Source organism: Nocardioides sp. SRI_004, from assembly GCF_057586415.1.
The window spans coordinates 93,236-115,766 of sequence record NZ_JBYCZV010000011.1 but is presented as its reverse complement, the minus strand read 5'-3'; the positions used below and the strand labels follow the sequence as shown (position 1 = coordinate 115,766).

The window sequence follows — 22,531 nt, the reverse complement described above, 5'->3', positions numbered from 1 at the left end:
CCGGGCGTCAGAGCGCGCCGTCGAGCCGGTCGAGCGCGGCGACGATGTCGTCGGTCGCGCCGGCGAAGCTGAAGCGCAGGAAGTGGCCGCCGTCGACGGTGTCGAAGTCGATGCCCGTCGCCACGGCGACACCGGTGCGGGCCAGCAGGTCGCGGGCGTAGGCCATCGAGTCCTGCGTCAGGTGCCGCACGTCGGCGTACGCGTAGAACGCGCCGTCGGCCGGGGCCAGCTCGGTGATGCCGAGCCGGGGGAGTCCCTCCAGCAGGACGGCGCGGTTGTGGGCGTAGCGCTGCACGTGGCCGTCGAGCTCGGCGTACGACGTCGGGTCGAACGCCGCGAGCGCCGCATGCTGGGCGAGGACGGGCGGGCAGATGCTGAAGTTGCCGGTCAGCACGTCGACGGGGCGACGCAGCCGCTCCGGAGCGAGCATCCAGCCCAGGCGCCAGCCGGTCATCGAGAAGTACTTCGAGAACGAGCCGAAGACGACCGCCTCGCGGGAGGTCTCCCAGGCGCAGCCGGCGCTGGCTCCGGCGTACTGGATGCCGTGGTAGATCTCGTCGGAGACCAGCTGGACCTGGTGGTCCTCGCACCAGCGGGCGATCGCGGCGAGCTCCTCCGGCTGCAGCATGGTGCCCGTCGGGTTGGCGGGGCTCGCGACCACGAGGCCGTCGAGCGGCTGCCGCGCATGGGCCTCGTCGAGCTGCTCCACCGTGGGCTGGAAGCGGGTCTCCGGGCCGGTCGCGATCTCGACCACCTCGCAGCCGAGGGCGGCGAGCACGTTGCGGTAGCAGGGGTAGCCGGGGCGTGCGATCGCGACGCGGGCGCCGGTGTCGAAGGCCGCGAGGAAGGCGAGCAGGAAGCCGCCGCTGGAGCCGGTGGTGACCACGACGTCCTCGGCCGCCACCTCGATGCCGTAGCGGCTGCGGTGGTGGCCGGCGATCGCCTCGCGCAGCTCGAGGATGCCGGTGGCGGTGGTGTAGCCGAGCGGGTCGCCGGTGTTGAGCAGGCGGACCGCCTCGGCGGTGACGGGCGCGGGTGCGCCGGTGCTGGGCTGGCCCGCCACGAGGTTGAGCAGGTCGCCGTGCGTGCGCTGCCGCTCGGCCGCCGCGGCCAGGAGGTCCATGACGTGGAAGGGCGGGACGTTCGCCCGGGTGGCGGCGGTGAGGCGGTCGGTCACGGGGTCGAGGGTAGGCGGCGGTGGTGAGTTTTCTCGTCCAAGGACGGGAGAATCACCGGCCGGCCGGTGAAACTCACGGTTGGACGACGAAGTTTCATCGTCCAACCGTGAGTTCTCTCGTCCAAGGGCGGGAGAATCACCGGCCGGCCGGTGAAACTCCCGCGGCGTGGCGACCCGCCCGCCGCCCGAAGAACGACCCCTCCCCGAGCTGCGTGCCGGAGCAGTACCCGTTGCCGTCCTGGGCGATATTGGACGCGCAGGCGCCGGCGGCGTACAGGCCGGGAACGACCGTGCCATCGGTACGACGGACCTCGCCGTCGACCGTCGTGGCCATGCCGCCGATGGTGAAGCCGGCGTAGAGCGCCTTGCCGAGCGAGAGGTCGAGGACCGCCCACGGGCCGGCCGTCTGCGGGGCGATCCAGTCGGGGTGCTTGTGGAAGTCGGGGTCCTCGCCGGCGGCGGCGTGCTCGTTGTAGCGCTCGACGGTCTTGACCAGCGTGCCCGGGGCCATGTCGAGGCCGTCCTCCATCTCCTCGAGGGTCTCGAAGCCGTCCTTGAGCGGCACCAGCGGCATGTGGTCCTCGCCGAGGTGCTCGCTGTCGACGATGAGATAGGCGACGGCGTCCGGCTGCTGCAGCACGTGGTACGACGTCCGCGCGTGGTAGCTGTCCTCGGCGACGAAGCGCTGGCCGTCCTTGTTGACGATGATCCCCTTGCAGCGCGAGGACGGCGGGTAGAAGGGGGCCGTGATGAACGGCTCCTCCATGTTCTCCAGGGCTGCCCCGACGGACTCGCCGAGGCGGATGCCCAGCCCGTCGTCGTACGTGGAGCCGAGGGTGAACAGGTTGACCCCGAGCGCGGGCGTGTAGCGGGCGACCATGTCGGCGTTCATGACGAAGCCGCCGGCGGCGATCACCACGGAGCCGGCGCGGACCAGGCCGGTCCGCTCGAAGGACTTCCAGGCGAGGCCGACGACCGCACCGGTCGCGGGGTCGCCGTCGACGACGAGGTTGGTCGCGCCGGTCTCGTAGCGGACCTCGACGCCGGCCTCCTCGACGCGCGAGCGGAGCAGGTCCATCACGATCCTGGTGCCCTCGGTGTCCCCGGGGACGGGGACCTTGTGCCCGCGCGGCGCGGGCGCGACCTGGTCGCGGTAGGGCCAGACCTTCTCGTTGCCGGTGAACATCAGACCCTCGGTGCCGGGCTGGATGACGGCCTTGCCGGGGAAGTACGAGCGCTCGAACTGGAAGCCCAGGGACTCGAGCCAGTCGAAGTGGGCGACCGATCCCTCGCAGTAGGCGCGGATCTTGACCTCGTCGGGGTCCTTCGTCGACGCCATCAGGTAGCCGACCATCGCCTCGACCGAGTCCTCGTGGCCGGTGGCCTCTTGCACCGCCGTACCGGCGCCGAGGTAGAAGTGCCCGCCCGACATCGACGAGGTGCCGCCGTGCACGGCGGCCTTCTCGAGGAGCAGCACCCGGGCGCCGGCGCGGGCGGCCTCGAGGGCGGCGCAGCCGCCGGCGATCCCGAAGCCGACGACGACCACGTCGAAGCTCTCGGCGTCGGGCGGGAGGTCGCTCGCGGGCAGCACGGCGGGAATCGCCAGACCGGCGGGGAGGTTGCTGTCGGCACTCGTCACAGGATCAATTTAGAACACGTTCTACCGATAGACTAGGCCCCCGCCACCCGACGAAAGCCGAGTGACAATCGCATGACGTTCGACGTCCACCAGCTCGACACCTTCCTGCTGATCGGCGCCGCAGTCACGTTCCTCGCCGTCCTGGCGGTCCGGATGTCCTCCGGGGTGGGCCTCCCGAGTCTTCTCGTCTACCTCCTGATGGGCGTCGCGCTCGGTGAGTCCGGCGTCGGCATCACCTTCGAGGACGCGCAGCTCGCGCACGCGCTCGGCTTCGGAGCGCTCGCCGTCATCCTCGCCGAGGGCGGCATCACCACGAACTGGCGGGACGCGCGCCCGGCCATGCGGATGGGCCTCTCCCTCGCGACGATCGGCGTGCTCGTCTCGGTCGGCGTGATGGCCCTCGGCGCCCACTTCGTCCTCGGGCTGTCGTGGGAGCTGGCGATCCTCCTCGGCGCGGTCTGCTCGCCCACCGACGCCGCCGCCGTCTTCTCCGTGCTGCGCGTCGTCCCGCTGCCGAAGCGGGTCACCGGCGCCCTGGAGGCCGAGTCCGGCCTCAACGACGCGCCGACCGTCGTCCTGGTCACCCTCGTCGCGTCGGGCGCCGTCGGCGACCACGGCCTGCTCGGCACCACCGGCATCGTCGTCTACGAGCTCGTCGCGGGCGTCGCGTTCGGCCTCGCCGCCGGCTTCGGCGGCGCGTGGGTCATGCGCCGGGTCGCGCTGCCGTCGTCCGGCCTCTACCCGATCGCCGTCCTCTGCCTCACCCTCATCGGGTACGGCGCCGCGGCGGCCGTCCATGCGAGCGGGTTCGCCGCCGTGTACGTCGCCGCGCTGGTCCTCGGCAACGCCGACCTCCCGCACCGGGCGACCACCCGGTCGTTCGTCGAGGGCCTCGCCTGGCTGGCGCAGATCGGCCTGTTCGTGATGCTCGGCCTGCTGCTGTCGCCGGGCCGCATCGACTGGGCGGTGATCGGCACCGCCGTCCTGGCCGGCACGATCCTCACCGCGATCGCGCGTCCGCTGTCGGTCGTGGTCAGCGCGGTGGTGCGGCCGATGCCGTGGAACGAGCTCGGCTTCCTGTCGTGGGCCGGCCTGCGCGGCGCGGTCCCCATCGTGCTCACCACGATCCCGCTGGCCGAGGGCGTCGACGGCGCCACCCGGCTCTTCGACATCGTCTTCGTGCTGGTGGTGCTCGACACCCTGATCACCGCGCCGACGCTGCCGTGGGTGGCGCGGGTGCTGCGCGTGACCCGGCGCTCCGAGCCACGCGGCTTCGACCTCGAGGCCGCGCCCCTGGAGAAGGTCGCCGCCGACCTGCTCCAGGTGACGATCAGCCCCGCGTCGAAGCTGCACGGCGTCGAGGTCGGCGAGCTGCGGCTGCCCGTCGGGGCCAATGTGTCGATGATCGTGCGCGACGGGCAGGCGATGGTGCCGGAGCGTCGTACCGTCCTCCGCCACGGCGACGACCTGCTCGTCGTCACGCCGCGCAAGCTGCGGGAGGCGACCGAGCAGCGGCTGCGCCAGGTCAGCGCGGGCGGCCGGCTCGCGCAGTGGCTGGGCGACGACGAGCGACGCCGCGAATGACGCTCAGGACAGGTCGTCGGGGTTGCTGCTCAGCGGCGGCGTGCAGACGTAGCTGTCCTTCTGGGCGGTGACCGTCGGCCGGCCCTTGCGGACCTTGTCGAAGCGCTTGCCGACGACGATCGTCACACCGGGGTAGCCGGAGGGCTGGTCGACGATCTCCACGTCGTCGCCGAGGTACGACGCCAGCAGGATCGCCGCCGGGTCGCCGGGGTCGCTCGCCCACACCTGCGCGGAGACCGGGCCGGTGTTGGCCGGGGCGTTGCCGGTGTCGCCCTCGCTGAACCCGAAGGCGACCAGCTTGCCCATCGTCTGCCCGGCGAGGCCGTTGCCGCCGCCGGCGTTGAGGACGGTGACCATGACCTGCGGCGGGGCGACGTCCTCGCCGGCCGCGATCAGGGTGTCGGTGCAGGGCGCCGCCTCGACCTTCTCCGGGAACGGCTCGGTGACGCGGTTCCACGCCCAGGCCAGCCCGGCGAGGAACACCACGGCCAGCACGGCGAGCGTGATCGCCGACCGGTTGCCCTCCTTGAGGTCGAGCCCGTCCATCACCCCTCCATCCGGATCACGCGCGCGTGGAGGACGTTGCGCTGCTGCAGGGCCGCCCGCAGCGCGCGGTGCAGCCCGTCCTCCAGGTAGAACTCCTCCCTCCACAACACCACGTGGGCGAAGAGGTCACCGTAGAAGGTGGAGTCCTCGTCGAGCAGCGACGACAGCTGCAGCGTGTCCTTGGTCGTCACCAGCTCGTCGAGGCGGACCTGGCGCGGGGGCACGGCTGCCCACCCCTTCGAGGTGAGGCCGTGGTCGGGGTAGGGACGCCCGACCCCCACGCGCTTGAAGATCACGGATCCGGATTCTACGGGGGCGGCGGGCACCTCCCGGCCGCGCGCACGGCGCCGGACGGAGGATCAGGGCGTGCCCAGCTCGTCCCGTGTCGGCGGGTCGGCGCCCGGACGCGACACCGTGATCGCCGCGGCGGCGTGGGCGTGGTGGACGACCCGGACCAGCTGGTCGTCGTCGAGCGCCGTGATCCGTGCGTAGGCGTCGGCGCCGTGGATTCCGGCCGAGAGCAGGGCGTCGAGGAGCCCCGCGGTGAAGGTGTCGCCGGCCGCGATGGTGTCCGCGACCACCGCCGCCACGCCCGGTACGTCGAACCGCTGCCCGCCGGCGCGGACGACGGTGGCTCCCGAGCCGCCCCGCGTCACGACGACCACCGCCGGCCCGAGCCCGCCCCATACGGCCGCGGCGTCGGCCGGGTCGACCCCCGGGAAGTACCACCCGAGGTCCTCGTCGCTGACCTTCACGACGTCGGCCAGGGAGACCAGCTCCTCGACCCGCGCTCGGGCGGCGCCCGCGTCGGTGGTGATCGCCGGACGGGCGTTGGGGTCGAAGGAGACGAGCGCGTGGCGACGCGTGCGGCGGACGAGGTCGCGGACGGCGTCGGCGCCCGGGGGGAGGACGGAGGCGATCGAGCCGACGTGGACGGCGTCGTACGGCTGGTCGTCGATCTGCGGCAGCTCCCACGAGAGGTCGAACTCGTAGCGGGCGGCGCCGGTGGCGTCGAGCACGGCCGCGGCCGTGCTGGTCCGCCCGCTGGGAGGGACGACGGCGTCGACCGTCACGTCGCTGACGGCGAGCCAGTCGCGGAGCCGGTCGCCGCGCTCGTCGTCGCCGAGCGCGGTCGCCAGCCGTGGCTCCCACCCGAGCCGGCCGAGGGCGAGCGCGACATTGGCGCAGCTGCCCCCGGGCAGCTCGACGGGCTCCGCGCCCGGTTGCTGGACGATGTCGATCAGGGCCTCGCCCGCGACGAGGACCTCCGGCTGCCGGCTCATGCGAGTGCTCCGTCCGCGATCGCTCGGGTGATGGTCGGGGCCAGCGGCAGCCGGGGGAGCAGCGTCGCCTGGACCGCGTGGTAGAGGTCGGGCTTGCCCGGCCACACCCCGGCCGCCGGGTGGTTCCGCTGGTCGAGCTGGTGGTGCCACGAGCCGGCGTCGCGGTCGACGAGGTGGTCCTCGGCGTACTGCCACCACCGCGCGAACCAGTGGTCGTACTGCTCCTCGCCGGTATGACGGGACAGCGCGGCCGCGGCGGCGAGCGCCTCCGCGACGACCCAGTGCATGCGGTCGCGCACGACCGGGCGGCCCGACCAGTCCGTGGTGTAGACGAAGCCGGGCGCACCGTCGACGTCCCAGCCGTCCCCGACCGCACGGTCGAACAGCAGCCGGGCGGTCGGCAGCAGCCGGTCGTCGCTCCCCGGGAGCGCGGCCTCGAGGGTCAGCAGCAGCCGGGACCACTCGAGGCCGTGGCCGACGGTGGCGCCGTACGGCTTGAAGGGGTCGGCCGGCCGATCCTCGTTGTGGTCGAGCAGGGGCGTCCAGTCGCTGTCGAAGTGCTCGGGCAGCCGTCCGTCGTACGACGCCGCGAGGTCGACCACGAGGCCGGCGACCCGGGCGGCGCGCCGCCGCCAGGCGTCGTCACCGGTGGCGTCGGCGACGGCGAGCATCGCCTCGACGGCGTGCATGCTGCCGTTGAGGCCCCGGTAGGGGTCCAGGCCGGTCCAGTCCGCGGAGAAGTGGTCACGGCAGCGGCCCGCGTCGTCGTCCCAGAACCGCTCGAGGAAGACGTCGCCGGCGGTGGCGAGCAGCGCCTCGGCGCCGTCGATCCCCGCGACCGCCGCGCTGGAGGTGGCGAGCAGGACGAAGGCGTGGTCGTAGCAGGACTTGCCGGCCGCGAGGTCGGGCCGGCCGTCGGCGTCGAGGCGGTGGAACCAGCCGCCGTGGCCGGTGTCGCGGAGCGGTCCGGCCAGCCCGTCGAGGAGTTGCCGCGCGAGCTCGGCGGAGCCGGTCCGGCCGGTCAGGGCGGCGAGGCTGTGGACGTGGACCATCCGGCAGGTGATCCACGTCAGCACGCCGCGGCCGAGGTCGGCGCCGCCGCGGTCGTCCAGCCAGGCTGCGCCACCGGCGGGGTGGACCAGCGCCGAGGCGCCGAAGTCGAGGAGGCGGTCGTGCTCCTCGGCGAGCAGCGTGGTGTGCGCCGGTTCCTCGGACCACGTCATGGGCCGAGGGTAGTCACCCGCACATGGGCCTCGCGGCTGCTCGCCAACCGGAGCGTGTCCGGTCGTCGGGCAGCCGCGAGGGGCTGGGGGGCGCCGTGCGGAGGGAGCGCGGAGGGTGAGCGGAGGGAGTCAGGCGGTCCAGCGGATGGAGTCGTCGACGAAGTCGGCCAGCGAGTTCACCCCGCGCAGGTCGCTGCGCTGGTCCATCAGGCGGGTGAGGTTCTGGGCGTGGCGGTCGCGCAGCTTGGCGCGGCGGGCAACGGCACGGGCGGCGGCGTCCTCGACGGTCTCGGCGGTGTTGGTGCCGACGGACTCGAGGTGACGGCCGGTCTGGGTCTCAGGAGAGGTCGTCTTCTTCATGACAACCACTGTGCGTTGGTGAGGTTTCGGTAACCCGGCCCAACGGTTACGAATTGGTGTCACAGCCTGTGACACGCACGACAGCGTTGTTGGTGAGTCCTCGCACGGTGCTCGCCGGGCGGCGAAGATCGGATGACACACGTGCGCCGTTCTCGACAGGTACAGGGCATGGACACCACCACTTCGTCGCCGCAGGAGCGCGAACAGCGCTTCCGCGCGGTCTACGACGCGGCGTACGCCGACCTGCTCCGCTTCGTCGGCAGGCGGGTGCACCCGAGCCACGCCGAGGACGTCGTGGGCGAGGTCATGCTCGTCGCCTGGCGCCGCCTGGACGACGTACCCACCGACCTCTCGGACGCGCGCGCCTGGCTCTTCGGGGTCGCCCGGAAGACCCTGCAGAACGCCCGCCGCCGCGAGGACCGGCACGGGGCGGTGGCTGTCCGTCTCGCCGACGCACCCCGCGGTCCCGCGGACGCCGGCGAGCACCCGGACCTCGTGGCCTGCCGGGTCGACGTCGCCGCCGCCTGGCCGCGGCTGAGCGCCTCCGACCAGGAGGCGATCGCGCTCTCCGTCCTCGACGGGCTCACCGCATCCGAGGCCGCGGCGGTGCTCGGCATCACGCCGACCGCCTTCCGCCTGCGGCTGTCCCGCGCGCGGCGCACGCTGCGCCGCCACCTCGATGCCACCCCTGCCGGCGACCGCCTGCCCGGCCGTCCTGCTTCCGAGAGGAGCCCCCGATGAACACGCCCACTGCCGAGACCCTGATGACCGCTGCGGTGCGCCAGCTCGACCCCGCACCCCCGGCCGAGCTCACCGACGCCCAGCGCGAGCGCGCCGACGCGATGTTCGCGCGGATCGTGGCGACTCCAGCCGAGGGCGGGGTCCCGGTCGAGCCGGTCCGCCCCCGGCGTCGGCGGCGGCTGCTCGTGGGGCTCGGCCTGGCCAGCGCGACCGGCGTCGCCGTACCGGCCTTGCTGGTCGGGGGAGGTGGTGCCTACGGGTCGTGGACGCCGGAGCCCGAGACCCTGACCGGGACGGCCGCCGCCCGGGCGGGCGACGTCTGCCGCACCTCCCACGCCTTCCCCGACGCACGCGAGCGGGTCGTGGTGGCGGAGCGGCGGGGCGAGTGGACCTACGTGCTGCTCAGCGGTCCCGCTGGCGAGGCGACCTGCCTGATGCCCGAGGAGATGGTCGAGCGAGGGGTGCGCAGCGTCGACGACGACTACTTCGGCAGCTACGACGCGGACCCGCCGGCGGCCCCGGTCGTCGCCGCCGGCGACATCGAGGAGACCGGCGCCATGAGCGGCAGCACCGACGAGGGCTGGTTCACCTGGACCGCGGGCTTCGTCGGCAAGGACGTCACCGCGGTCACCGTGCACACCTCGTCGGGGCTCGACATCGAGGCCTCGGTCGTTGGCAACCGGTTCGCGGCGTGGTGGCCCGGCGTGCCGCCGAGCTCGGCGAACCCGGACGACTCGTGGTCGTTCACCGTCCACCTGGCCGACGGGACGAGCCGCGACATCACGCAGTGACCGCGGCCCTCACCCGGACAGGGCGTCGTACGCCTCCACCATGGCCGGGCCGTACCAGGTCAGCAGCCGCCCCGACACCAGCCTCGTCGGCACCCTCGTGAACGCCTCCGGCCCGTCGTCGGCGGTGAAGACGTAGGGCTCGTCCGGCAGCAGGACGAGGTCGATGTCGTCGCGGTCGAGGTCCGCCAGGTCCGCCTTGGGGTAGCGGTCCTCGCCCGCGTCGAAGGCGTTCTCCCAGCCGAGCCGGCGCAGCAGGTCGCCGGTGTACGTGCGCGGACCGACCACCAGCCACGGGTCGCGCCACACCGGTACGACGACCCGCCCCCGCACCTGCGGGACGGGGGCCGACCAGCGGGCCCGCGCCGCCCGCAGCCAGTCGGGGGCGTCGAGGGCCAGCCCCTCGTCGTACAGGCGGGTCAGGGAGGTGAGCGCCTGCGGCACCGTCTCGATGTCGGTCACCCACACGGGGACGCCCGCGTCGCGCAGGCGGCGCACGTCGAGCTCGCGGTTCTCCTCCTTGTTGGCGACCACGAGGTCGGGGGAGAGGGCGCGGATTGCCGCCAGGTCGGGGTTCTTGGTGCCGCGGACGCGGGTGACGTCGAGGCCGGCAGGGTGGGTGCACCAGTCGGTCGCGCCGACCAGCCGTTCCGGGACGTCCGTGGCCAGCGCCTCGGTGATGGAGGGGACCAGGGAGACGACCCGCGCGGGCGGGCCGGGGAGCGGGACGTCATGCCCGAGGTCGTCGACGGTCACGACCCCACGATGCCGTATCCATCGATGACCCGCTGCTGCGCGGCCCCTATGGGCTCATCGATGGATACGGGATGATCCCGGTGTGGGTGCGATCTTCGGGTGGTCGGTGCTGGCGCTGGTGTTCGTCGACGAGCTGCTGGCGGTGGCGGCGTTCGGCGTGTGGGGCTGGGACCACGACCCCCGCTGGCTGCTGGTGTGGCTGCTGCCGCTCGTGGCGATGGCGGCGTGGTTCCTCTTCGCCTCGCCGAAGGCGCGGTTCGGCGGCACCTGGGTGCGCCCGATCGTGAAGGTCGTCGTCTTCGGGCTGGCGTCCCTCGCGCTGTGGGACGCCGGCCACGAGGACTGGGCGGTGGCGCTGCTCGTCTTCTCCGTGGTGGTCAACGCGCTGGCGTTGCTGCCCGGCATCCGGGTGCTGGTGGAGGAGCAGCAGCTGTAGCGCTGCAGGAATCCCCGCCGGAGCGGGGAAGCTGACGGTTGTCGGCCGTTGCAACCGTCATCAAGCGCAGGAATCCCCGCTCAGCGGGGGATTCCCGCACCCGGCTCAGCGCAGCGCCAGGCTCCCCGACAGCGCGGGCTCCCACCCGATGGCGGCGTGCTCGGCGACCCGCTTGTCGAGGCCCTCGGCGACCTCGGCCGGCCACGGGGCGGTCTTGCGGTCCTCGAGCCGCACGCAGAGCAGGATCTCCTCGAAGACGCAGGCCACCCGCTGGTTGGTGTCGTCGAGGATGTAGACCACCGCGTGCGCGGCGCGGTCGGAGCGGCCGACGAGGCGGACCCGGACCGACATCTGGTCGCCGCTCTTCAGCTCGTGCAGGTAGGTCAGGTGGTGCTCGGCCGACAGGCAGGCGAAGCCGCTCACGAGGGGCCAGTTGAACGGGATGCCGACGGAGTGCAGCGACTCGTCGAGGCCCTCGCTGCCGATGCCGAGGTAGTGCCGGACGTTGAGGAAGCCGTTCATGTCCTCGAACCCCATCGGGACCGGCTGCTCCGCGAACGCGGGCAGGGGGGCGAGCTGGTCGTACGTCGGCTGCGTGCTCATGCCCCGGACCCTACTCAAACCGGTCCGGGGATTGCCGCCGGCGTCACCTGGCGGCGTACCATGGACGCAACGGATCCACTCGTGTATCTACCTCGCGCCGGCTCGCTCCGGCGGTCCAAGGCGGCACCCGACCGCAGGACCTCGAGGACATGAGCCAGCACCACCCCGCAACACTGATCCGCGCGACCGGGCCGTCGTACTTCCCGATCGCGCTCGTCGCCCGCCTGCCCTACGCGATGATGGTCGTCGGCGTGCTCACGCTCGTCGTCTCCGGCCGTGACTCGCTCGCCTTCGGGGGCCTGAGCTCGGCCATGGTCGGCCTCGGCGCCGCCTGCTTCGGCCCGCTGCTCGGCGCGGCCGCCGACCGGTTCGGCCAGCGACCGGTCCTCCTCGTCGCGGGGCTCGCGTCGACGACCGCGCTCGGCCTCATGGCGTGGGTGGTCTACAGCCCGCTGCCCGGCGCCGCGGTGCTCGCCGTCGCCTTCCTGGTCGGTGCCACGGCGCCGCAGATCGCGCCGATGTCGCGCAGCCGACTCGTCGAGATCATCGCCGCGCGGATCTCGCCGGCCCGCCGTGAGCGCACCTTCGACGCGACGATGGCCTACGAGTCGGCAGCCGACGAGATGGTCTTCATCGTCGGGCCGTTCCTCGTCGGCGTGCTCGGCACCGCCCTCGACCCGTGGGCGCCGGTCGCCGCGGCCGCGGTCGTCACCCTCGTCTTCGTGTCGGCGTTCGCCGTGCACCCCAGCGCGACCGCGGTGCGCTCGGCCCGGGGCACGGCCGTCGAGACCGCACCGGCCGCCGAGCTGGCCCGTCCGGCACTCGTCGTGGTCATCGCGGGCATCCTCGGCGTCGGCCTCTTCTTCGGCTCGATGCTCACCTCGCTCACCGCGTTCATGGGCGACCACGGCAACGCCGAGGGCGCCGGGCTCGTGTACGGCGTCATGGGCATCGGCTCCGCGGCCTTCGCCCTCGGCGTGGCGCTCTTCCCCGCATCCTTCACGCTCCGCGCCCGCTGGCTGGTGTTCGCCGGCGTGCTCGTCGCCGGCACCGCGGTGCTGCCGTTCGTCGGCTCGGTCGCCCAGATGTCGCTGCTCCTGCTGGTGGTCGGCGTCGGCGTCGGCCCGACGATGGTCACGCAGTACAGCCTCGGCGCCCTGCGCAGCCCCGTCGGCCGCTCGGCCACCGTGATGACGATGCTCGGCTCGGCGGTCATCGTCGGCCAGGCGAGCGCATCGGTGCTCACCGGCACCCTGGCCGACCGGTTCGGGACGGGCGCCGCGCTCGTCGTACCCGTGGTGGCGGCGACGCTCGTGCTGCTCGCCGGCGTCGCCAACTGGGTGCTCTCGCCGGCGCCCGCTCAGTCGCCCTCGACGAGGATGGTCACGCCGCCGCTGGCGAACGCCGGCACGTCCGCCTGAGCGGCCTGGCCCTCCGGCGACGCGAGCGCGGCGTCGAGCGACGCCCGCGTCGGGAACTCCGCACGGAAGCTCGCGAACACCGGCGCATCGCCGGCGAGGGTGACGACGTCGAGCGCGTACCGCACCGCGGTCGCCCCCGGCAGCGCCGTCGCCAGCGGGACGTGCACGGCCTCGTAGTGGCGGCGGAAGGCGTCCGGGTCGGTCGGGGTGCCGTAGAGGACGGTCAGGGTGGGCATGTCAGGACTCCTGGTCGTCGGCGGGGGTGAACTTCTCGCGGTGGATCAGCCGCGGCGCCATCCGGCGCCGCTTGAACGCCCGCACGCCCGCCTCGACCATCGGCGGCGGTCCGCAGAGCCAGCCGGACCAGCCGCGGGCGCTGGGGACGTCGTCGAGGAAGGCGTCGGTCGGGAAGCCGGTGCGATGGGGCGTCCCCTGCTCCTCGGAGAGGACGGGGACGAAGCGGAACCCCCGGTGGGCGCCCGCGAGCTCCTCGAGCCGGCCCACGTCGTAGAGGTCGGCCCGCCCGCGGACACCGTGGAAGAGGAGGACCTCACGACCGGGGTGGCGCTCGAGGGCGGTGCGGACGATGCCCACCAGCGGGGCGAGGCCGGTGCCGCCCCCGATCAGGACCATCGGCTCGCCGTCGTCCTCCTCCGCCGCGGGCACGTGGAAGTCGCCCAGCGGGCCGGTCGCCCGGACCCGCTCGCCGACGGCGACGCTGCCGAACAGCCAGCGGTCGCTGGCCACCCCACCTCGGACTCGGCGCACGTGGAGCTCGAGGACCTTGTCCTCGTCGGCGGTGTTGGCGAGGGAGTACGCGCGCCGCTCGCCGCTCCCGGGGACGACCAGCTCGACGTACTGGCCGGCGCTGAACGCCAGCGGCTCGTCGAGCCCGAGCAGGATCCGCCGGGTGTCGCGGGCGACGTCCTCGACGGCGACCACGGTGGCGACGAGGTCGCGCAGGGGATGGGTGGTCCGGCCCGCGACGTCGCCGCGCAGCGCGACCTCCGTGTCACCGCACGGCCGGGCCTGGCAGGCCAGCGCGAGGCCGGCCGCGCGCTCGTCCGGGGTGAGCGTGTCGAGCGGGGAGTCGCCGTGGTCGACCACGCCGGCGACGACCTGCAGCTTGCAAGTGCCGCAGGTCCCCTGGTTGCAGGAGTTCGGCATCCACACCCCGGCCCGCAGCAACGTCTCGAGCACGGTCTGGCCCGCGGCGGCCTCGACCCGGCGCTCGCCGATGGTGACCGTCACCTCACACCTCCCACGTGCAGTGCAGCGTGGTCGGGCCGCGGAAGCCCCAGCCCCAGAACTCCACGTTCTCGGAGGTGTCGCGCTCCAGGTTGGGGATCGCTTCGAACAGCTCCTCCATCGCGATCCGCATGACCTGGTTGGCGTAGTAGATGCCGGCGCAGGCGTGGTTGCCGGCACCGAAGGCGAGGTGGGGCAGGGGCGGTCGGTGCAGGTCGAACTCCGTGGGGGCGTCGTACCGGCCGGTGTCGTGGTTCGCGGCGCCGTACGACAGGATCACCGGCGTCCCGGCCGGGAGGTCGACGCCGGCGACCGTGACGTCGCGGGTCGAGATGCGCGCCGTGGCGGACCAGATCGGCGAGGTCCAGCGCATGCCCTCCGAGATCGCGCGGGGGATGAGGGCCGGGTCGTCGACGACCTCCTCCATCTGCTCGGGACGGCTGAACAGCCCGACGAGGGTCGAGGCGAGGCCGTGGCCCGGCTCCTGCATCGCGCCGAGGAGGTAGACGTAGATGGTCGGGTAGATGTACTCCCGCTCGCGGGTCTGGCCGGGAGGCATCCCGTCGTGCAGCCAGTGCGAGATGGCGGTGTCGGCCGGCTCGGCGATCCACTGGTCGATGAGCGGGTCGACGGTGGCTCGGATCTCCGCCTTCGCCTCGTCGCCCTCCCGGAACCCCTCGGGGTTGAGGAACTCGCCGTCCTCGTCGACGCCGGCGTTGGTGAACGAGCGGTTGAGCTTGTGGAACCAGTCGCGCAGCTGGTCCGAGGACACCGACTGCAGGCCGAGGAGGTCGCCGAGCGACCGGACGCTCACGGGCTCGCAGTAGTCGCCGACCAGCTCGGCGCGGCCCGAGTCCTCGAAGGCCTCCAGGTAGCGCCGGGCGATCGGACGGACCAGGTCGTCCACCCACCGGTCCACCTCGACGGGCTGGAGCTGCGGCTCGACCATGCCGCGCAGGTCGGCGTGGATGTCGCCGTTGACGCCGATGATCGCGGGGTGGCCGAAGGTCCGTCCCCCGGCGGGCGTGATCACGGCCTCGAAGTCGGGGCTGGTGGCGACCTCGCGGCAGACCTCGGCGGTCGAGGCGACGTACGAGCCGAGCACCGGCACGAACGCCAACGGTGCCTCGCGGCGCAGGCGCTCGTAGGTGGGATACGGGTTGCGCTCGAGCTGGGACATCGAGACCGACTCCAGCCAGGAGAGGTCCGGCGGGGTCGTGGGCTGCTGTACGGCGGTCATGGGAGCTCCTCCGGTGGTGCTGTGGCGATGGGAAGTGCCAGCGAAGGTAGGTCGGTCCGGACCCCGCGACGACACCGTTCGCGCGGCGGCGGCACGGATCGCGCGGGCGATTTGTGACCTGCGTCTCAGGTAGATTGCGAGGCGTGTCCGAGCGGATCCGGGGGCGGGCGCCGCGCGACTGGGGCAATGCCTCGCGAGTCGTGGCGGAGGCCTACTTCCCCCACGAGCTCCGGCTCGTCGGCGGGGTCCACGAGCCGCGGCTGACGCTGCGCACCCTCGACCTCGGCCCGGTGCTGATCGGCCACGTGGGGTGGGGCGCCGACGTCGCCATCGACTGCGACTACCCGGGCGCCTACGAGGTCAACATGCCGATCACCGGGCACATCGAGAGTCGCGGACGGCACGGCACCGTCGCCTCGGTCGCCGGTCAGGGCACGGTCTTCCGGTCCGACACGGCGTCGCTGATCAGCCACTGGGATGCGACCTGCACCGTGCTCGGGGTGAAGTTCGACGCCGCCTGGCTCGACGTCGAGGCGGAGCGGCTGCTCGGCAGCGACCGGGTGGGCGTGCGTGACCTGCTGCCCGACCAGGTGCAGCTCGAGTCGGGCCGCGGCCGGGCCTGGCGCCACCTCGTCGCCAGCCTCGCGACCAACCTGCACGACCCGGACCTCTTCGCCGACAGCGACGTGGTCCGGCAGCAGCTCGCCGGCGCGGTGGCCGCCGGCCTCGTCGACCTGTGCCGCCCGGCCGACGCGCGGTCCGTGCCGGCCCGGCCGTGGCACGTGCGGCGGGTGGTGGAGCAGCTGCACGACGACCCGGCCCGGCCGTGGACCGCGGGCGACATGGCCGCCGTCGCGGGCACCAGCGTGCGGCGGCTCCAGGAGGCCTTCCAGCAGTGGACGGGCCGTACGCCGACCCAGTACCTCCTCGACGTGCGCCTCGCCCGGGCGCACGCGGACCTCACCTCCGGGCCGCGGACGACGGTCAGCGACGTGGCGGCCCGGTGGGGCTTCTCCAGCGCGAGCCGCTTCGCGGCCGCCTACCGCCGCAGGTACGGGCTGCCGCCGTCCGCAGCCCGTCGGTGAGCGGCTCCGCGGTGGACGACCGCGCGCGCTCGGGACGCTGGGTGCTGCACGTCGACCTGGACCAGTTCATCGCTGCCGTCGAGGTGCTGCGGCGACCGGAGCTCGCCGGCCTGCCCGTGGTGGTCGGCGGCCGGGGCGACCCGACCGAGCGCGGCGTGGTGGCGACGGCGTCGTACGAGGCCCGGGCCTTCGGCGTCGGGTCCGGCATGCCGCTGCGGGTGGCCGCCCGCAAGTGCCCCGATGCCGTGTTCCTGCCCGTCGACGCCCCCGCGTACGACGCCGCGTCGGCCGACGTCATGGCGACCCTCCGCTCGCTGCGCTGGGGCGGGCAGGCCGTCGTCGTGCAGGTGCTCGGCTGGGACGAGGCTTTCGTGGCGGCCGAAGGGGAGCGGGAGGCGGGCGAGGCCGACGTCGTGGCCTTCGCGCAGGAGATCCGCGCCGAGGTGCTGGCCGCCACCCGCCTGCACTGCTCCGTCGGAATCGGCAACAACAAGCTGCAGGCCAAGATCGCCACGGACTTCGGCAAGCCGGACCCGGGCGTCCACGTGATCACCGACGACACCTGGTTCGAGCAGATGGGCCACCGGCCCACCCGGGCGCTGTGGGGCGTGGGCTCGAAGACGGCGGCCCGGCTCGCGGCGCTCGGGATCGAGACCGTCGACCAGCTCGCCCGCTCCGACGCCGCGGAGCTCGCCGCCGAGCTCGGCCCGACCATGGGTCCGTGGTTCCACCGCCTCGGGCGCGGCGTGGACACCAGCCCGGTCGACGCGACCCCGTGGGTGCCGCGGGCGCACGGTCGCGAGGAGACCTTCCAGGCCGACCTCGAGGACTGGGCCGAGGTCGAGGCCGCGGTCCGGCGGATCACGCTGCGGGTGCTGGCCGACATCGAGCGCGAGGGCCGGCCGGCCTTCCGGGTCGGTCTCAAGCTGCGCTACCGGCCGTTCTTCACCGTCAGCCGCAGCCACAAGCTCCCCGCGCCGACGACCGACCCGGACGTGCTCGCCGACGCCGCCGTGGCGCTCCTCGACCGGGTCGAGCGCGACCGCCCGGTGCGCCTGCTCGGCGTACGGCTGGAGATGGTGCCGCCCGAGGGCGGGTACGACGAGCGCCGCTGACCCGTCGCGGGGTGGATCGCGACGGGCCAGCGGGTGGGCGGCTGCGGGGGTCTCGTGACGCCCCCACGGCGGACCTTCCTACGGAGGGTTGGCCGACGGCCTCCTCGACCACCGGGTGGCTCAGAACAGGTCGGGGACCGTCCAGCCGTCGAGGTCGTACTCGGCGAGGAACTCGTCCGCGAAGCCCTTCATCTGCGCGACGTCGCCGCGGTTCTGGGCGGCGAAGAGGAGCTCGGCCTTCACGTTCTCGTGGTTGCCGGAGTAGTTGCGCTCGTAGAGCTCGTGGCGGCCGCCGAACTCGGAGCCGATCGAGTCCCACAGCGCCTTCATGACCTTGACCCGGTCGACGGCGGTGACGCCGTTGGAGCCGCGGACGTACTTGTCGAGGTAGGGCCGCACCTCGGCGGACTTGAAGTCGGCGGCGCCGGACGGCAGGTAGATCAGGCCGGAGGCCACGTCCTGCTCGATGATCTCCTTCACCCGCGGGTAGCCGTGGATCATGAACATCCGGTAGGTCAGGCCGTACTCCAGCTTGGGGATGACCGCATCGCCCACCCACGGCTCGGGGTCGCGGGCCATCGACTCGGTGAGCGACCAGAACAGGTTGCGCCAGCCGATGACCTCGCCGACGCGGGTCTGCACGCCGCGGAAGTCGCCGGAGCCGGTGGCCTCGAGCGCCTTGAGCAGCAGGCCGGCGATGAAGTCGAGCTTCACCGCGAGGCGGGTGCAGCCCTGGAAGGTGAAGCGCGGGAGGAAGCCGGACTGCGGGAAGAACGCGTTGATGCGGTCCACGTCGCCGTACATGAAGACGTTCTCCCAGGGCACCAGCACCTTGTCGAAGATGAAGATGGTGTCGTTCTCGTCCATCCGGCTCGACAGCGGGTAGTCGAAGGGCTCGCCGTTGAGCGCCGCCTGCTCCGTGTACGACGACCGGCAGATCAGCTTGATGCCGGGCGCGTCCATCGGGACGGTGCAGATCAGCGCGAACTGCTTCTTGCGGATCGGCAGGCCGTAGTGGGCGATGAAGTTGTAGTTGGTGATCGCCGAGCCGGTCGCGACGACCTTCGCGCCGGACACGACGAGGCCGGCGTCGGTCTCCTTCTCGACCTTCATGTAGACGTCGCCCACCTCGTCGGGCGGCAGGTTGCGGTCGACCGGCGGGTTGATGATCGCGTGGTTCCAGTAGAGGACCTTCTCCTGCGACTCGCGGTACCACCGCTCGGCGTTGGCCTGGAAGGGCGCGTAGAGCTCCTTGTTGGCGTGCAGGGTGCCGAGGAAGCTGGCCTTGTAGTCGGGGCTGCGGCCCATCCACCCCCACGTCATCTTCGCCCACCGCGCGATCGCGTCGCGCTCCTTGAGCAGGTCGGCCGACGACGTCGGCGTCTTGAAGAAGGGCATCGTGACGCCGCCGTTGCCCGTGTCGGTGGGGACGGTCAGCTCGTCCACGTGCGGACCGGTGTGGAGGGCGTCGTACAGGCGGGCGGTCATGCGGATCGGGTTGCGGAAGGCCGGGTGCGTGGTGACGTCCTCGACCCGCTCGCCGTGGAGGTAGATCTCCCGGCCGTCGCGGAGGCTCTCGATGTACTCGTCGCCGGTCATCGGCCGCGAGGCGAAGTTGGTCTGCTGGTTGGCCGGCGCGTCCGCGGCCGGGTTGGTGGTCGGCGGCCCGTCCGTCAGGGCGGTCTCGGGGACGAGGGTGTCGGTCATCGTTGTCTCCTCAGTAGTGGGTGTCTCGCGGGATGAAGTACGACGGCCCGCTGCGGAGCGGGGCGGCGAAGCTGGTCGTGGCGTCGAACCAGCCGGTGTGGGGGTCGTCCTGGCAGCCGAGCCAGACGACGTCGGACGAGCGGTCGCCGATCTGGTGGAAGGCGCTGTCGTGGAAGAGCAGCGGTCGCCGGTCGGTGGTGACGACCTCCGCCACCTCGCCGAGGAACAGCAGGTGGTCGCCGCCGTCGTCGGTGCGGTGGGCGCGGCAGACCAGGGTCGCGGCCGTGCCGCCGAGGGTGGGGGCCAGGCTGCCCTCGCGCCACGGGAGCGGGTCGCTGCCGGGCCGGCCGGCGAAGTGCATCGCGACGTCGACCTGGTCGGCGGCCAGCACGTTGACCGCGAAGGACGCGCCGTCGAGGTAGGCGGCGGCCTTCGACTTCCGGGTCAGCGCGACCTGCACCAGCGGCGGGTCGAGGGAGATCGGCGTGAACGCGGTGACCGTCGCGCCGTGGTGCGCGCCGTCCGGCGTACGGCAGGTGATGACGGTGACGCCGGTCGCGAAGCGGCCGAAGGTCGAGCGCAGGGTGAGCGGGTCCACGGGTGCCTCCTTCGTCGTGGGCCTCGATGGGCGGGATGGGCGGTGACGCTAGGCCTGCTCGGGCGGCGAGACGATCCGCTCCGCGAAGGCGCTGTCCGGATTGCGCACTCGGGTGGATCGGGTGCGTTTTCCGGATGAAGGAGTTCGCCTACTGTGAGGGGCGTCACGTGATCCAGGCCGAAGGGGGTGGACGATGAGCGCGACCGGGACCGTCACCGCGTCCTCCCACGAGCTGGGCGACTTCTCCGACGCGGTCGCCCGCGCCTACTTCCCGCACCGGCTGCTCGTGAAGGGGCGCGCCAGCGGGCCCGCGGACCTGCGTGCCGTCGACCTCGGCCCGGTCCGGCTGGCCCGCATCGGCTGGGGCTCCGAGGTCTCCGTCGAGTCCGACCATCCCGGGGCCTGGGCGGTCAACGTCCCGCGCAGCGGCGTGCTGGAGGCGCAGATCGGTGCCCACCACGTGCTCTCGCTCGACGGCCAGGCGACCGTCTGCCCGCCCAACGAGGAGACCCGGATGACCCGGTGGTCGGCGGACTGCTCGATCGTCGGGATGCGCGTGGACCGCGACTACCTCGTCGAGGAGGTCGCCGCCCTGGTCGGCCTGCACACCGACCGGCTGCCGGCCCAGCTCGACCTGCGCACCGACGGAGGCCGGGCCTGGATCGGCCTGCTCGGCTCGATCGGCACCGAGGCGCTGCGCAACCCCTCACTCGCTCGCGACCAGCGGGTCGCCCGCCGGCTCGCCGCCACGCTCACCGCCGCGCTCGTCGCCGCGTCCTTCCCCGACGAGCCGGGCTGCGGCACGATCCGGCCGCGCATCGTGTCCCGCGTCGTCGAGGCGATGGAGGCCGACCCGGCGCGTGACTGGACCGCCGCCGACCTGGCCCGCGAGGCAGGTGTCGGGATCCGCCGCCTGCAGCAGGGCTTCCAGCGCTACCTCGGCTCCACGCCCACCCAGGAGCTGCTCACGATCCGCCTCGCGCGCGTCCACGGCGACCTGCTGGCCGGGCGCGGGGACACGGTCGCCGAGGTCGCCACCCGGTGGGGCTTCGCGCACCTGGGGCGGTTCGCGGCGTCGTACCGGGAGAGGTACGGGGTCGCGCCCTCCGACAGCCTGCGGTCGCGTTAGCCTCAGTTGGCGGCTGCCCTGTTCGCGGCTGCCCTGCGCTCGAGTAGCGCCCGCTCGCCCGCATTCCGGGTACGACGGGCCGCCTCGTCGAAGGCGTCCGCCGCCTCCGCGCGCCGCCCGGCCCGCTCGAGCAGGTCGCCACGCACGCTCGGCTCGAGCGGGGAGTCCCTGAGCTCGCCCGGAGCGATCGCGTCGAGGACCGCCAACCCGGCCTCGGGACCCGCTGCGCGACCGTGGGCGACGGCACGGTTGACCTCGACGACCGGGCCGGGCGCGGCGGTCGCCAGGACGTCGTACAGACGGGCGATGCGGGTCCAGTCGGTGTCGGCCGCGGTCGCCGAGCGCGCGTGCACGGCGGCGATCGCGGCCTGCAGGTAGTAGCGGCCCACGGGGACGCCGCGCGCGGCGATCACCTCGGCGCGGGCCAGCGCGGCGATGCCGCGGCGGATGAGCAGCTGGTCCCAGCGGCTGCGGTCCTGGTCGTCGAGCAGGACCGGGTTGCCGTCGGCGTCGGTGCGGGCCGGCAGCCGGGAGCCCTGCAGCTCCAGCAGCGCCTGCAGGCCGTGGACCTCCGGCTCGTCGGGTGCGACCGCGGCGAGCAGCCGGGCCAGCCGGATGCCCTCCTGGGCCAGGTCGGGGCGGGTCCAGTCGTCGCCCGCGGTGGCGACGTACCCCTCCGTGAAGACGAGGTAGATGACCGCCATGACGTCGTCGAGGCGCGCGGTGCGCTCGGCGCCGGTCGGCAGCTCGAGCTGCGCGCCGGCCTCGGTCAGCGTCTTCTTCGCCCGCGAGATCCGCTGGCCCATCGTCGCGCTCGGGACGAGGAAGCCGCGGGCGATCTCGTCGGTCGTGAGGCCACCCACGAGGCGGAGGGTGAGCGCGGCGCGCGACTCGGGGGTCAGGGCGGGGTGGCAGCAGAGGAAGACGAGCCGCAGCACGTCGTCCTCGATCTGGTCCACCTGCGCGTCCAGGTCCGGCATGCTGCTCACCTCCTCCGTGCCGAGGGCGTGGCCGAGCTCGTCGGTCTTGCGGCGCAGGGTCTCGGCGCGCCGGATGTGGTCGATGGCGCGACGCTTGGCGGTGGTCATCAGCCACGCGGCGGGGTTGGCGGGCACCCCGTGGGCCGGCCAGTTCTCGAGCGCCGCGACGAGGGCGTCCTGTGCGAGGTCCTCGGCGAGCCCGACGTCGCGGGTCATCCGGGCCAGCACGCCCACCAGCCGGGCCGACTCCTCCCGCCAGGTGGCGGTGATCGCGTCGGCGGTGGTGGCGTCGGCCATGCGGCCAGCCTAGGGGGCCGCGAGGTGCGTGGGTTTCTCCGCCGAGGTGCGTGGGCTTCTCCCGCGAAGTGTGAGGCTTTCTCCACCGAGACGTGACGGTTTCTCCTGCCGAGGGTGCACCAGGCACACCTCGGTGGAGAAAGGTTCACACTTCGGCGGAGAAAACCTCACACTTCGCGCACCACGAGGGTCAGGCGTCGGCGGCCGCCGGCGGCTCGTCGGCGATCTGGCGCAGGGTGGCGACCATCGTGCACTCGGGCCAGTGCTTGGCGTGCAGGGCGGCGAACTCCTCCTGGTTGGCGATCGCCTCCTCGAGGGTGTCGTACTGCAGCAGCGCCCAGCCGCCGACGGCCTCGCGGGCCTCGGCGTACGGGCCGTCGACGCGGGTGACCTCACCCGTGCGGACGACGAAGTTCACCGTGTCCTCGAGGCCGAACAGGCCGCCACCGTCGAGGAAGTGGCCCTTCTGGGCCTGCTCGCCGATGTAGACGTCCATCGCGTCGAACAGCGCCTGGGGCGGGTTGCCCTGTCCCTCTTCCATCCGCACGAGTCCCATGAATCGAGGCATGTCGATC

Annotated in this window: 24 protein-coding genes; 8 read left to right on the top strand and 16 right to left on the bottom strand. The window is 73.2% G+C overall.

Translation table 11 applies throughout. The features are described 5' to 3' along the window. Positions 1–7 precede the first annotated feature (7 nt). Positions 8–1,177: a pyridoxal phosphate-dependent aminotransferase gene (locus tag AC2YHB_RS16420; RefSeq protein WP_308645508.1), complete on the bottom strand. Its 1,170-nt coding sequence runs from the start codon at positions 1,175–1,177 to the stop codon at positions 8–10. Positions 1,178–1,313: 136 nt separating this feature from the next. Then, positions 1,314–2,816, bottom strand: coding sequence for an FAD-binding protein (locus AC2YHB_RS16415; protein WP_308645507.1), 1,503 nt, complete (start codon positions 2,814–2,816; stop codon positions 1,314–1,316). 72 nt (positions 2,817–2,888) lie between these two features. Between AC2YHB_RS16415 and AC2YHB_RS16410 the strand changes: the two genes are divergently transcribed. After that, positions 2,889–4,400: a potassium/proton antiporter gene (locus AC2YHB_RS16410; protein ID WP_179648234.1), complete on the top strand. Its 1,512-nt coding sequence runs from the start codon at positions 2,889–2,891 to the stop codon at positions 4,398–4,400. A gap of 3 nt (positions 4,401–4,403) precedes the next feature. On the opposite strand, the gene AC2YHB_RS16405 is transcribed toward AC2YHB_RS16410, so the two are convergent. The 5 genes from AC2YHB_RS16405 to AC2YHB_RS16385 form a co-directional block, all read right to left on the bottom strand. After that, complete coding sequence (locus tag AC2YHB_RS16405; protein WP_179648233.1) at positions 4,404–4,946, bottom strand: LytR C-terminal domain-containing protein; 543 nt, start codon at positions 4,944–4,946, stop codon at positions 4,404–4,406. Continuing rightward, complete coding sequence (locus tag AC2YHB_RS16400; RefSeq protein ID WP_036548984.1) at positions 4,946–5,242, bottom strand: type II toxin-antitoxin system VapB family antitoxin; 297 nt, start codon at positions 5,240–5,242, stop codon at positions 4,946–4,948. Before AC2YHB_RS16400 ends, AC2YHB_RS16405 begins: the two co-directional genes overlap by 1 nt. Positions 5,243–5,305: 63 nt before the next feature. Then, positions 5,306–6,229: a carbohydrate kinase family protein gene (locus tag AC2YHB_RS16395; RefSeq protein ID WP_179648232.1), complete on the bottom strand. Its 924-nt coding sequence runs from the start codon at positions 6,227–6,229 to the stop codon at positions 5,306–5,308. Continuing rightward, positions 6,226–7,452 carry an AGE family epimerase/isomerase gene (locus AC2YHB_RS16390; RefSeq protein ID WP_179648231.1) on the bottom strand — a complete coding sequence of 409 codons (1,227 nt, stop codon included), beginning with the start codon at positions 7,450–7,452 and terminating at the stop codon, positions 6,226–6,228. The genes AC2YHB_RS16395 and AC2YHB_RS16390 overlap by 4 nt, the downstream gene beginning before the upstream one ends. A 129-nt stretch (positions 7,453–7,581) precedes the next feature. Continuing rightward, positions 7,582–7,812, bottom strand: a complete 231-nt coding sequence (locus tag AC2YHB_RS16385; RefSeq protein ID WP_036548979.1) for a hypothetical protein — start codon at positions 7,810–7,812, stop codon at positions 7,582–7,584. 168 nt (positions 7,813–7,980) lie between these two features. Here AC2YHB_RS16385 and AC2YHB_RS16380 point away from each other — a divergent pair, with 168 nt between their 5' ends. Together AC2YHB_RS16380 and AC2YHB_RS16375 are read left to right on the top strand one after the other, a co-directional pair. Next, a complete protein-coding gene (locus AC2YHB_RS16380) occupies positions 7,981–8,553 on the top strand; it encodes an RNA polymerase sigma factor (protein ID WP_179648230.1) in 573 nt (190 codons plus the stop codon). Further along, positions 8,550–9,344, top strand: a complete 795-nt coding sequence (locus AC2YHB_RS16375) for a hypothetical protein (RefSeq protein ID WP_179648229.1) — start codon at positions 8,550–8,552, stop codon at positions 9,342–9,344. The genes AC2YHB_RS16380 and AC2YHB_RS16375 overlap by 4 nt, the downstream gene beginning before the upstream one ends. Before the next feature lie 9 nt (positions 9,345–9,353). On the opposite strand, the gene AC2YHB_RS16370 is transcribed toward AC2YHB_RS16375, so the two are convergent. Beyond that, on the bottom strand, positions 9,354–10,097 hold the full coding sequence (locus AC2YHB_RS16370; protein ID WP_179648228.1) for a helical backbone metal receptor: 744 nt from the start codon (positions 10,095–10,097) through the stop codon (positions 9,354–9,356). Between the two features lie 82 nt (positions 10,098–10,179). On the opposite strand from AC2YHB_RS16370, the gene AC2YHB_RS16365 reads away from it, so the two are divergent. Further along, positions 10,180–10,533 carry a DUF2568 domain-containing protein gene (locus AC2YHB_RS16365; RefSeq protein ID WP_179648227.1) on the top strand — a complete coding sequence of 118 codons (354 nt, stop codon included), beginning with the start codon at positions 10,180–10,182 and terminating at the stop codon, positions 10,531–10,533. Between the two features lie 105 nt (positions 10,534–10,638). Here AC2YHB_RS16365 and AC2YHB_RS16360 read toward each other — a convergent pair whose 3' ends face one another. Next, the gene (locus tag AC2YHB_RS16360; RefSeq protein WP_036548968.1) at positions 10,639–11,136 is read right to left on the bottom strand and encodes a thioesterase family protein; all 498 of its coding nucleotides are present in this window, start codon (positions 11,134–11,136) and stop codon (positions 10,639–10,641) included. A 149-nt stretch (positions 11,137–11,285) separates the two neighbouring features. On the opposite strand from AC2YHB_RS16360, the gene AC2YHB_RS16355 reads away from it, so the two are divergent. After that, complete coding sequence (locus AC2YHB_RS16355) at positions 11,286–12,557, top strand: MFS transporter (RefSeq protein ID WP_036548966.1); 1,272 nt, start codon at positions 11,286–11,288, stop codon at positions 12,555–12,557. On the opposite strand, the gene AC2YHB_RS16350 is transcribed toward AC2YHB_RS16355, so the two are convergent. Genes AC2YHB_RS16350 through AC2YHB_RS16340 form a run of 3 tightly spaced genes read right to left on the bottom strand, consistent with a single transcriptional unit; the run spans position 12,497 to position 15,045 of the window. Next, positions 12,497–12,793, bottom strand: coding sequence for an EthD family reductase (locus AC2YHB_RS16350; protein ID WP_179648226.1), 297 nt, complete (start codon positions 12,791–12,793; stop codon positions 12,497–12,499). The two genes, AC2YHB_RS16355 and AC2YHB_RS16350, sit on opposite strands and share 61 nt — an antisense overlap. A gap of 1 nt (position 12,794) precedes the next feature. Continuing rightward, positions 12,795–13,808: a 2Fe-2S iron-sulfur cluster-binding protein gene (locus tag AC2YHB_RS16345; protein WP_308645506.1), complete on the bottom strand. Its 1,014-nt coding sequence runs from the start codon at positions 13,806–13,808 to the stop codon at positions 12,795–12,797. A gap of 1 nt (position 13,809) precedes the next feature. Beyond that, positions 13,810–15,045, bottom strand: a complete 1,236-nt coding sequence (locus AC2YHB_RS16340; RefSeq protein ID WP_179648225.1) for a cytochrome P450 — start codon at positions 15,043–15,045, stop codon at positions 13,810–13,812. Positions 15,046–15,188: 143 nt separating this feature from the next. On the opposite strand from AC2YHB_RS16340, the gene AC2YHB_RS16335 reads away from it, so the two are divergent. Next, positions 15,189–16,130, top strand: coding sequence for an AraC family transcriptional regulator (locus AC2YHB_RS16335; protein ID WP_207007014.1), 942 nt, complete (start codon positions 15,189–15,191; stop codon positions 16,128–16,130). Positions 16,131–16,141: 11 nt separating this feature from the next. After that, positions 16,142–17,245, top strand: coding sequence for a DNA polymerase IV (locus tag AC2YHB_RS16330; RefSeq protein WP_308645505.1), 1,104 nt, complete (start codon positions 16,142–16,144; stop codon positions 17,243–17,245). Positions 17,246–17,365: 120 nt separating this feature from the next. Here the strand turns inward: AC2YHB_RS16330 and AC2YHB_RS16325 are convergent, their stop codons facing one another. Further along, positions 17,366–18,952 carry a 4-hydroxyphenylacetate 3-hydroxylase family protein gene (locus AC2YHB_RS16325; protein WP_036548958.1) on the bottom strand — a complete coding sequence of 529 codons (1,587 nt, stop codon included), beginning with the start codon at positions 18,950–18,952 and terminating at the stop codon, positions 17,366–17,368. A 10-nt stretch (positions 18,953–18,962) separates the two neighbouring features. After that, positions 18,963–19,550, bottom strand: coding sequence for a flavin reductase family protein (locus AC2YHB_RS16320; protein WP_036548957.1), 588 nt, complete (start codon positions 19,548–19,550; stop codon positions 18,963–18,965). A gap of 193 nt (positions 19,551–19,743) precedes the next feature. Between AC2YHB_RS16320 and AC2YHB_RS16315 the strand changes: the two genes are divergently transcribed. Further along, positions 19,744–20,679, top strand: a complete 936-nt coding sequence (locus AC2YHB_RS16315; RefSeq protein ID WP_051932542.1) for an AraC family transcriptional regulator — start codon at positions 19,744–19,746, stop codon at positions 20,677–20,679. A gap of 2 nt (positions 20,680–20,681) precedes the next feature. Here AC2YHB_RS16315 and AC2YHB_RS16310 read toward each other — a convergent pair whose 3' ends face one another. Then, positions 20,682–21,956: an RNA polymerase sigma factor gene (locus AC2YHB_RS16310; protein WP_179648224.1), complete on the bottom strand. Its 1,275-nt coding sequence runs from the start codon at positions 21,954–21,956 to the stop codon at positions 20,682–20,684. A 190-nt stretch (positions 21,957–22,146) separates the two neighbouring features. Then, complete coding sequence (locus tag AC2YHB_RS16305; protein WP_036548955.1) at positions 22,147–22,524, bottom strand: YciI family protein; 378 nt, start codon at positions 22,522–22,524, stop codon at positions 22,147–22,149. Positions 22,525–22,531 lie beyond the last annotated feature (7 nt).

What these genes read in the sequence shown, in the direction of transcription:
- AC2YHB_RS16410 (WP_179648234.1), top strand. Translation starts at nt 2,889, where the DNA reads ATGACGTTCGACGTCCACCAGCTCGACACCTTCCTGCTGATCGGCGCC.
- AC2YHB_RS16405 (WP_179648233.1), bottom strand. Translation starts at nt 4,946, where the DNA reads ATGGACGGGCTCGACCTCAAGGAGGGCAACCGGTCGGCGATCACGCTC.
- AC2YHB_RS16395 (WP_179648232.1), bottom strand. Translation starts at nt 6,229, where the DNA reads ATGAGCCGGCAGCCGGAGGTCCTCGTCGCGGGCGAGGCCCTGATCGAC.
- AC2YHB_RS16390 (WP_179648231.1), bottom strand. Translation starts at nt 7,452, where the DNA reads ATGACGTGGTCCGAGGAACCGGCGCACACCACGCTGCTCGCCGAGGAG.
- AC2YHB_RS16385 (WP_036548979.1), bottom strand. Translation starts at nt 7,812, where the DNA reads ATGAAGAAGACGACCTCTCCTGAGACCCAGACCGGCCGTCACCTCGAG.
- AC2YHB_RS16380 (WP_179648230.1), top strand. Translation starts at nt 7,981, where the DNA reads ATGGACACCACCACTTCGTCGCCGCAGGAGCGCGAACAGCGCTTCCGC.
- AC2YHB_RS16375 (WP_179648229.1), top strand. Translation starts at nt 8,550, where the DNA reads ATGAACACGCCCACTGCCGAGACCCTGATGACCGCTGCGGTGCGCCAG.
- AC2YHB_RS16360 (WP_036548968.1), bottom strand. Translation starts at nt 11,136, where the DNA reads ATGAGCACGCAGCCGACGTACGACCAGCTCGCCCCCCTGCCCGCGTTC.
- AC2YHB_RS16355 (WP_036548966.1), top strand. Translation starts at nt 11,286, where the DNA reads ATGAGCCAGCACCACCCCGCAACACTGATCCGCGCGACCGGGCCGTCG.
- AC2YHB_RS16350 (WP_179648226.1), bottom strand. Translation starts at nt 12,793, where the DNA reads ATGCCCACCCTGACCGTCCTCTACGGCACCCCGACCGACCCGGACGCC.
- AC2YHB_RS16340 (WP_179648225.1), bottom strand. Translation starts at nt 15,045, where the DNA reads ATGACCGCCGTACAGCAGCCCACGACCCCGCCGGACCTCTCCTGGCTG.
- AC2YHB_RS16325 (WP_036548958.1), bottom strand. Translation starts at nt 18,952, where the DNA reads ATGACCGACACCCTCGTCCCCGAGACCGCCCTGACGGACGGGCCGCCG.
- AC2YHB_RS16315 (WP_051932542.1), top strand. Translation starts at nt 19,744, where the DNA reads ATGAGCGCGACCGGGACCGTCACCGCGTCCTCCCACGAGCTGGGCGAC.
- AC2YHB_RS16310 (WP_179648224.1), bottom strand. Translation starts at nt 21,956, where the DNA reads ATGGCCGACGCCACCACCGCCGACGCGATCACCGCCACCTGGCGGGAG.
- AC2YHB_RS16305 (WP_036548955.1), bottom strand. Translation starts at nt 22,524, where the DNA reads ATGCCTCGATTCATGGGACTCGTGCGGATGGAAGAGGGACAGGGCAAC.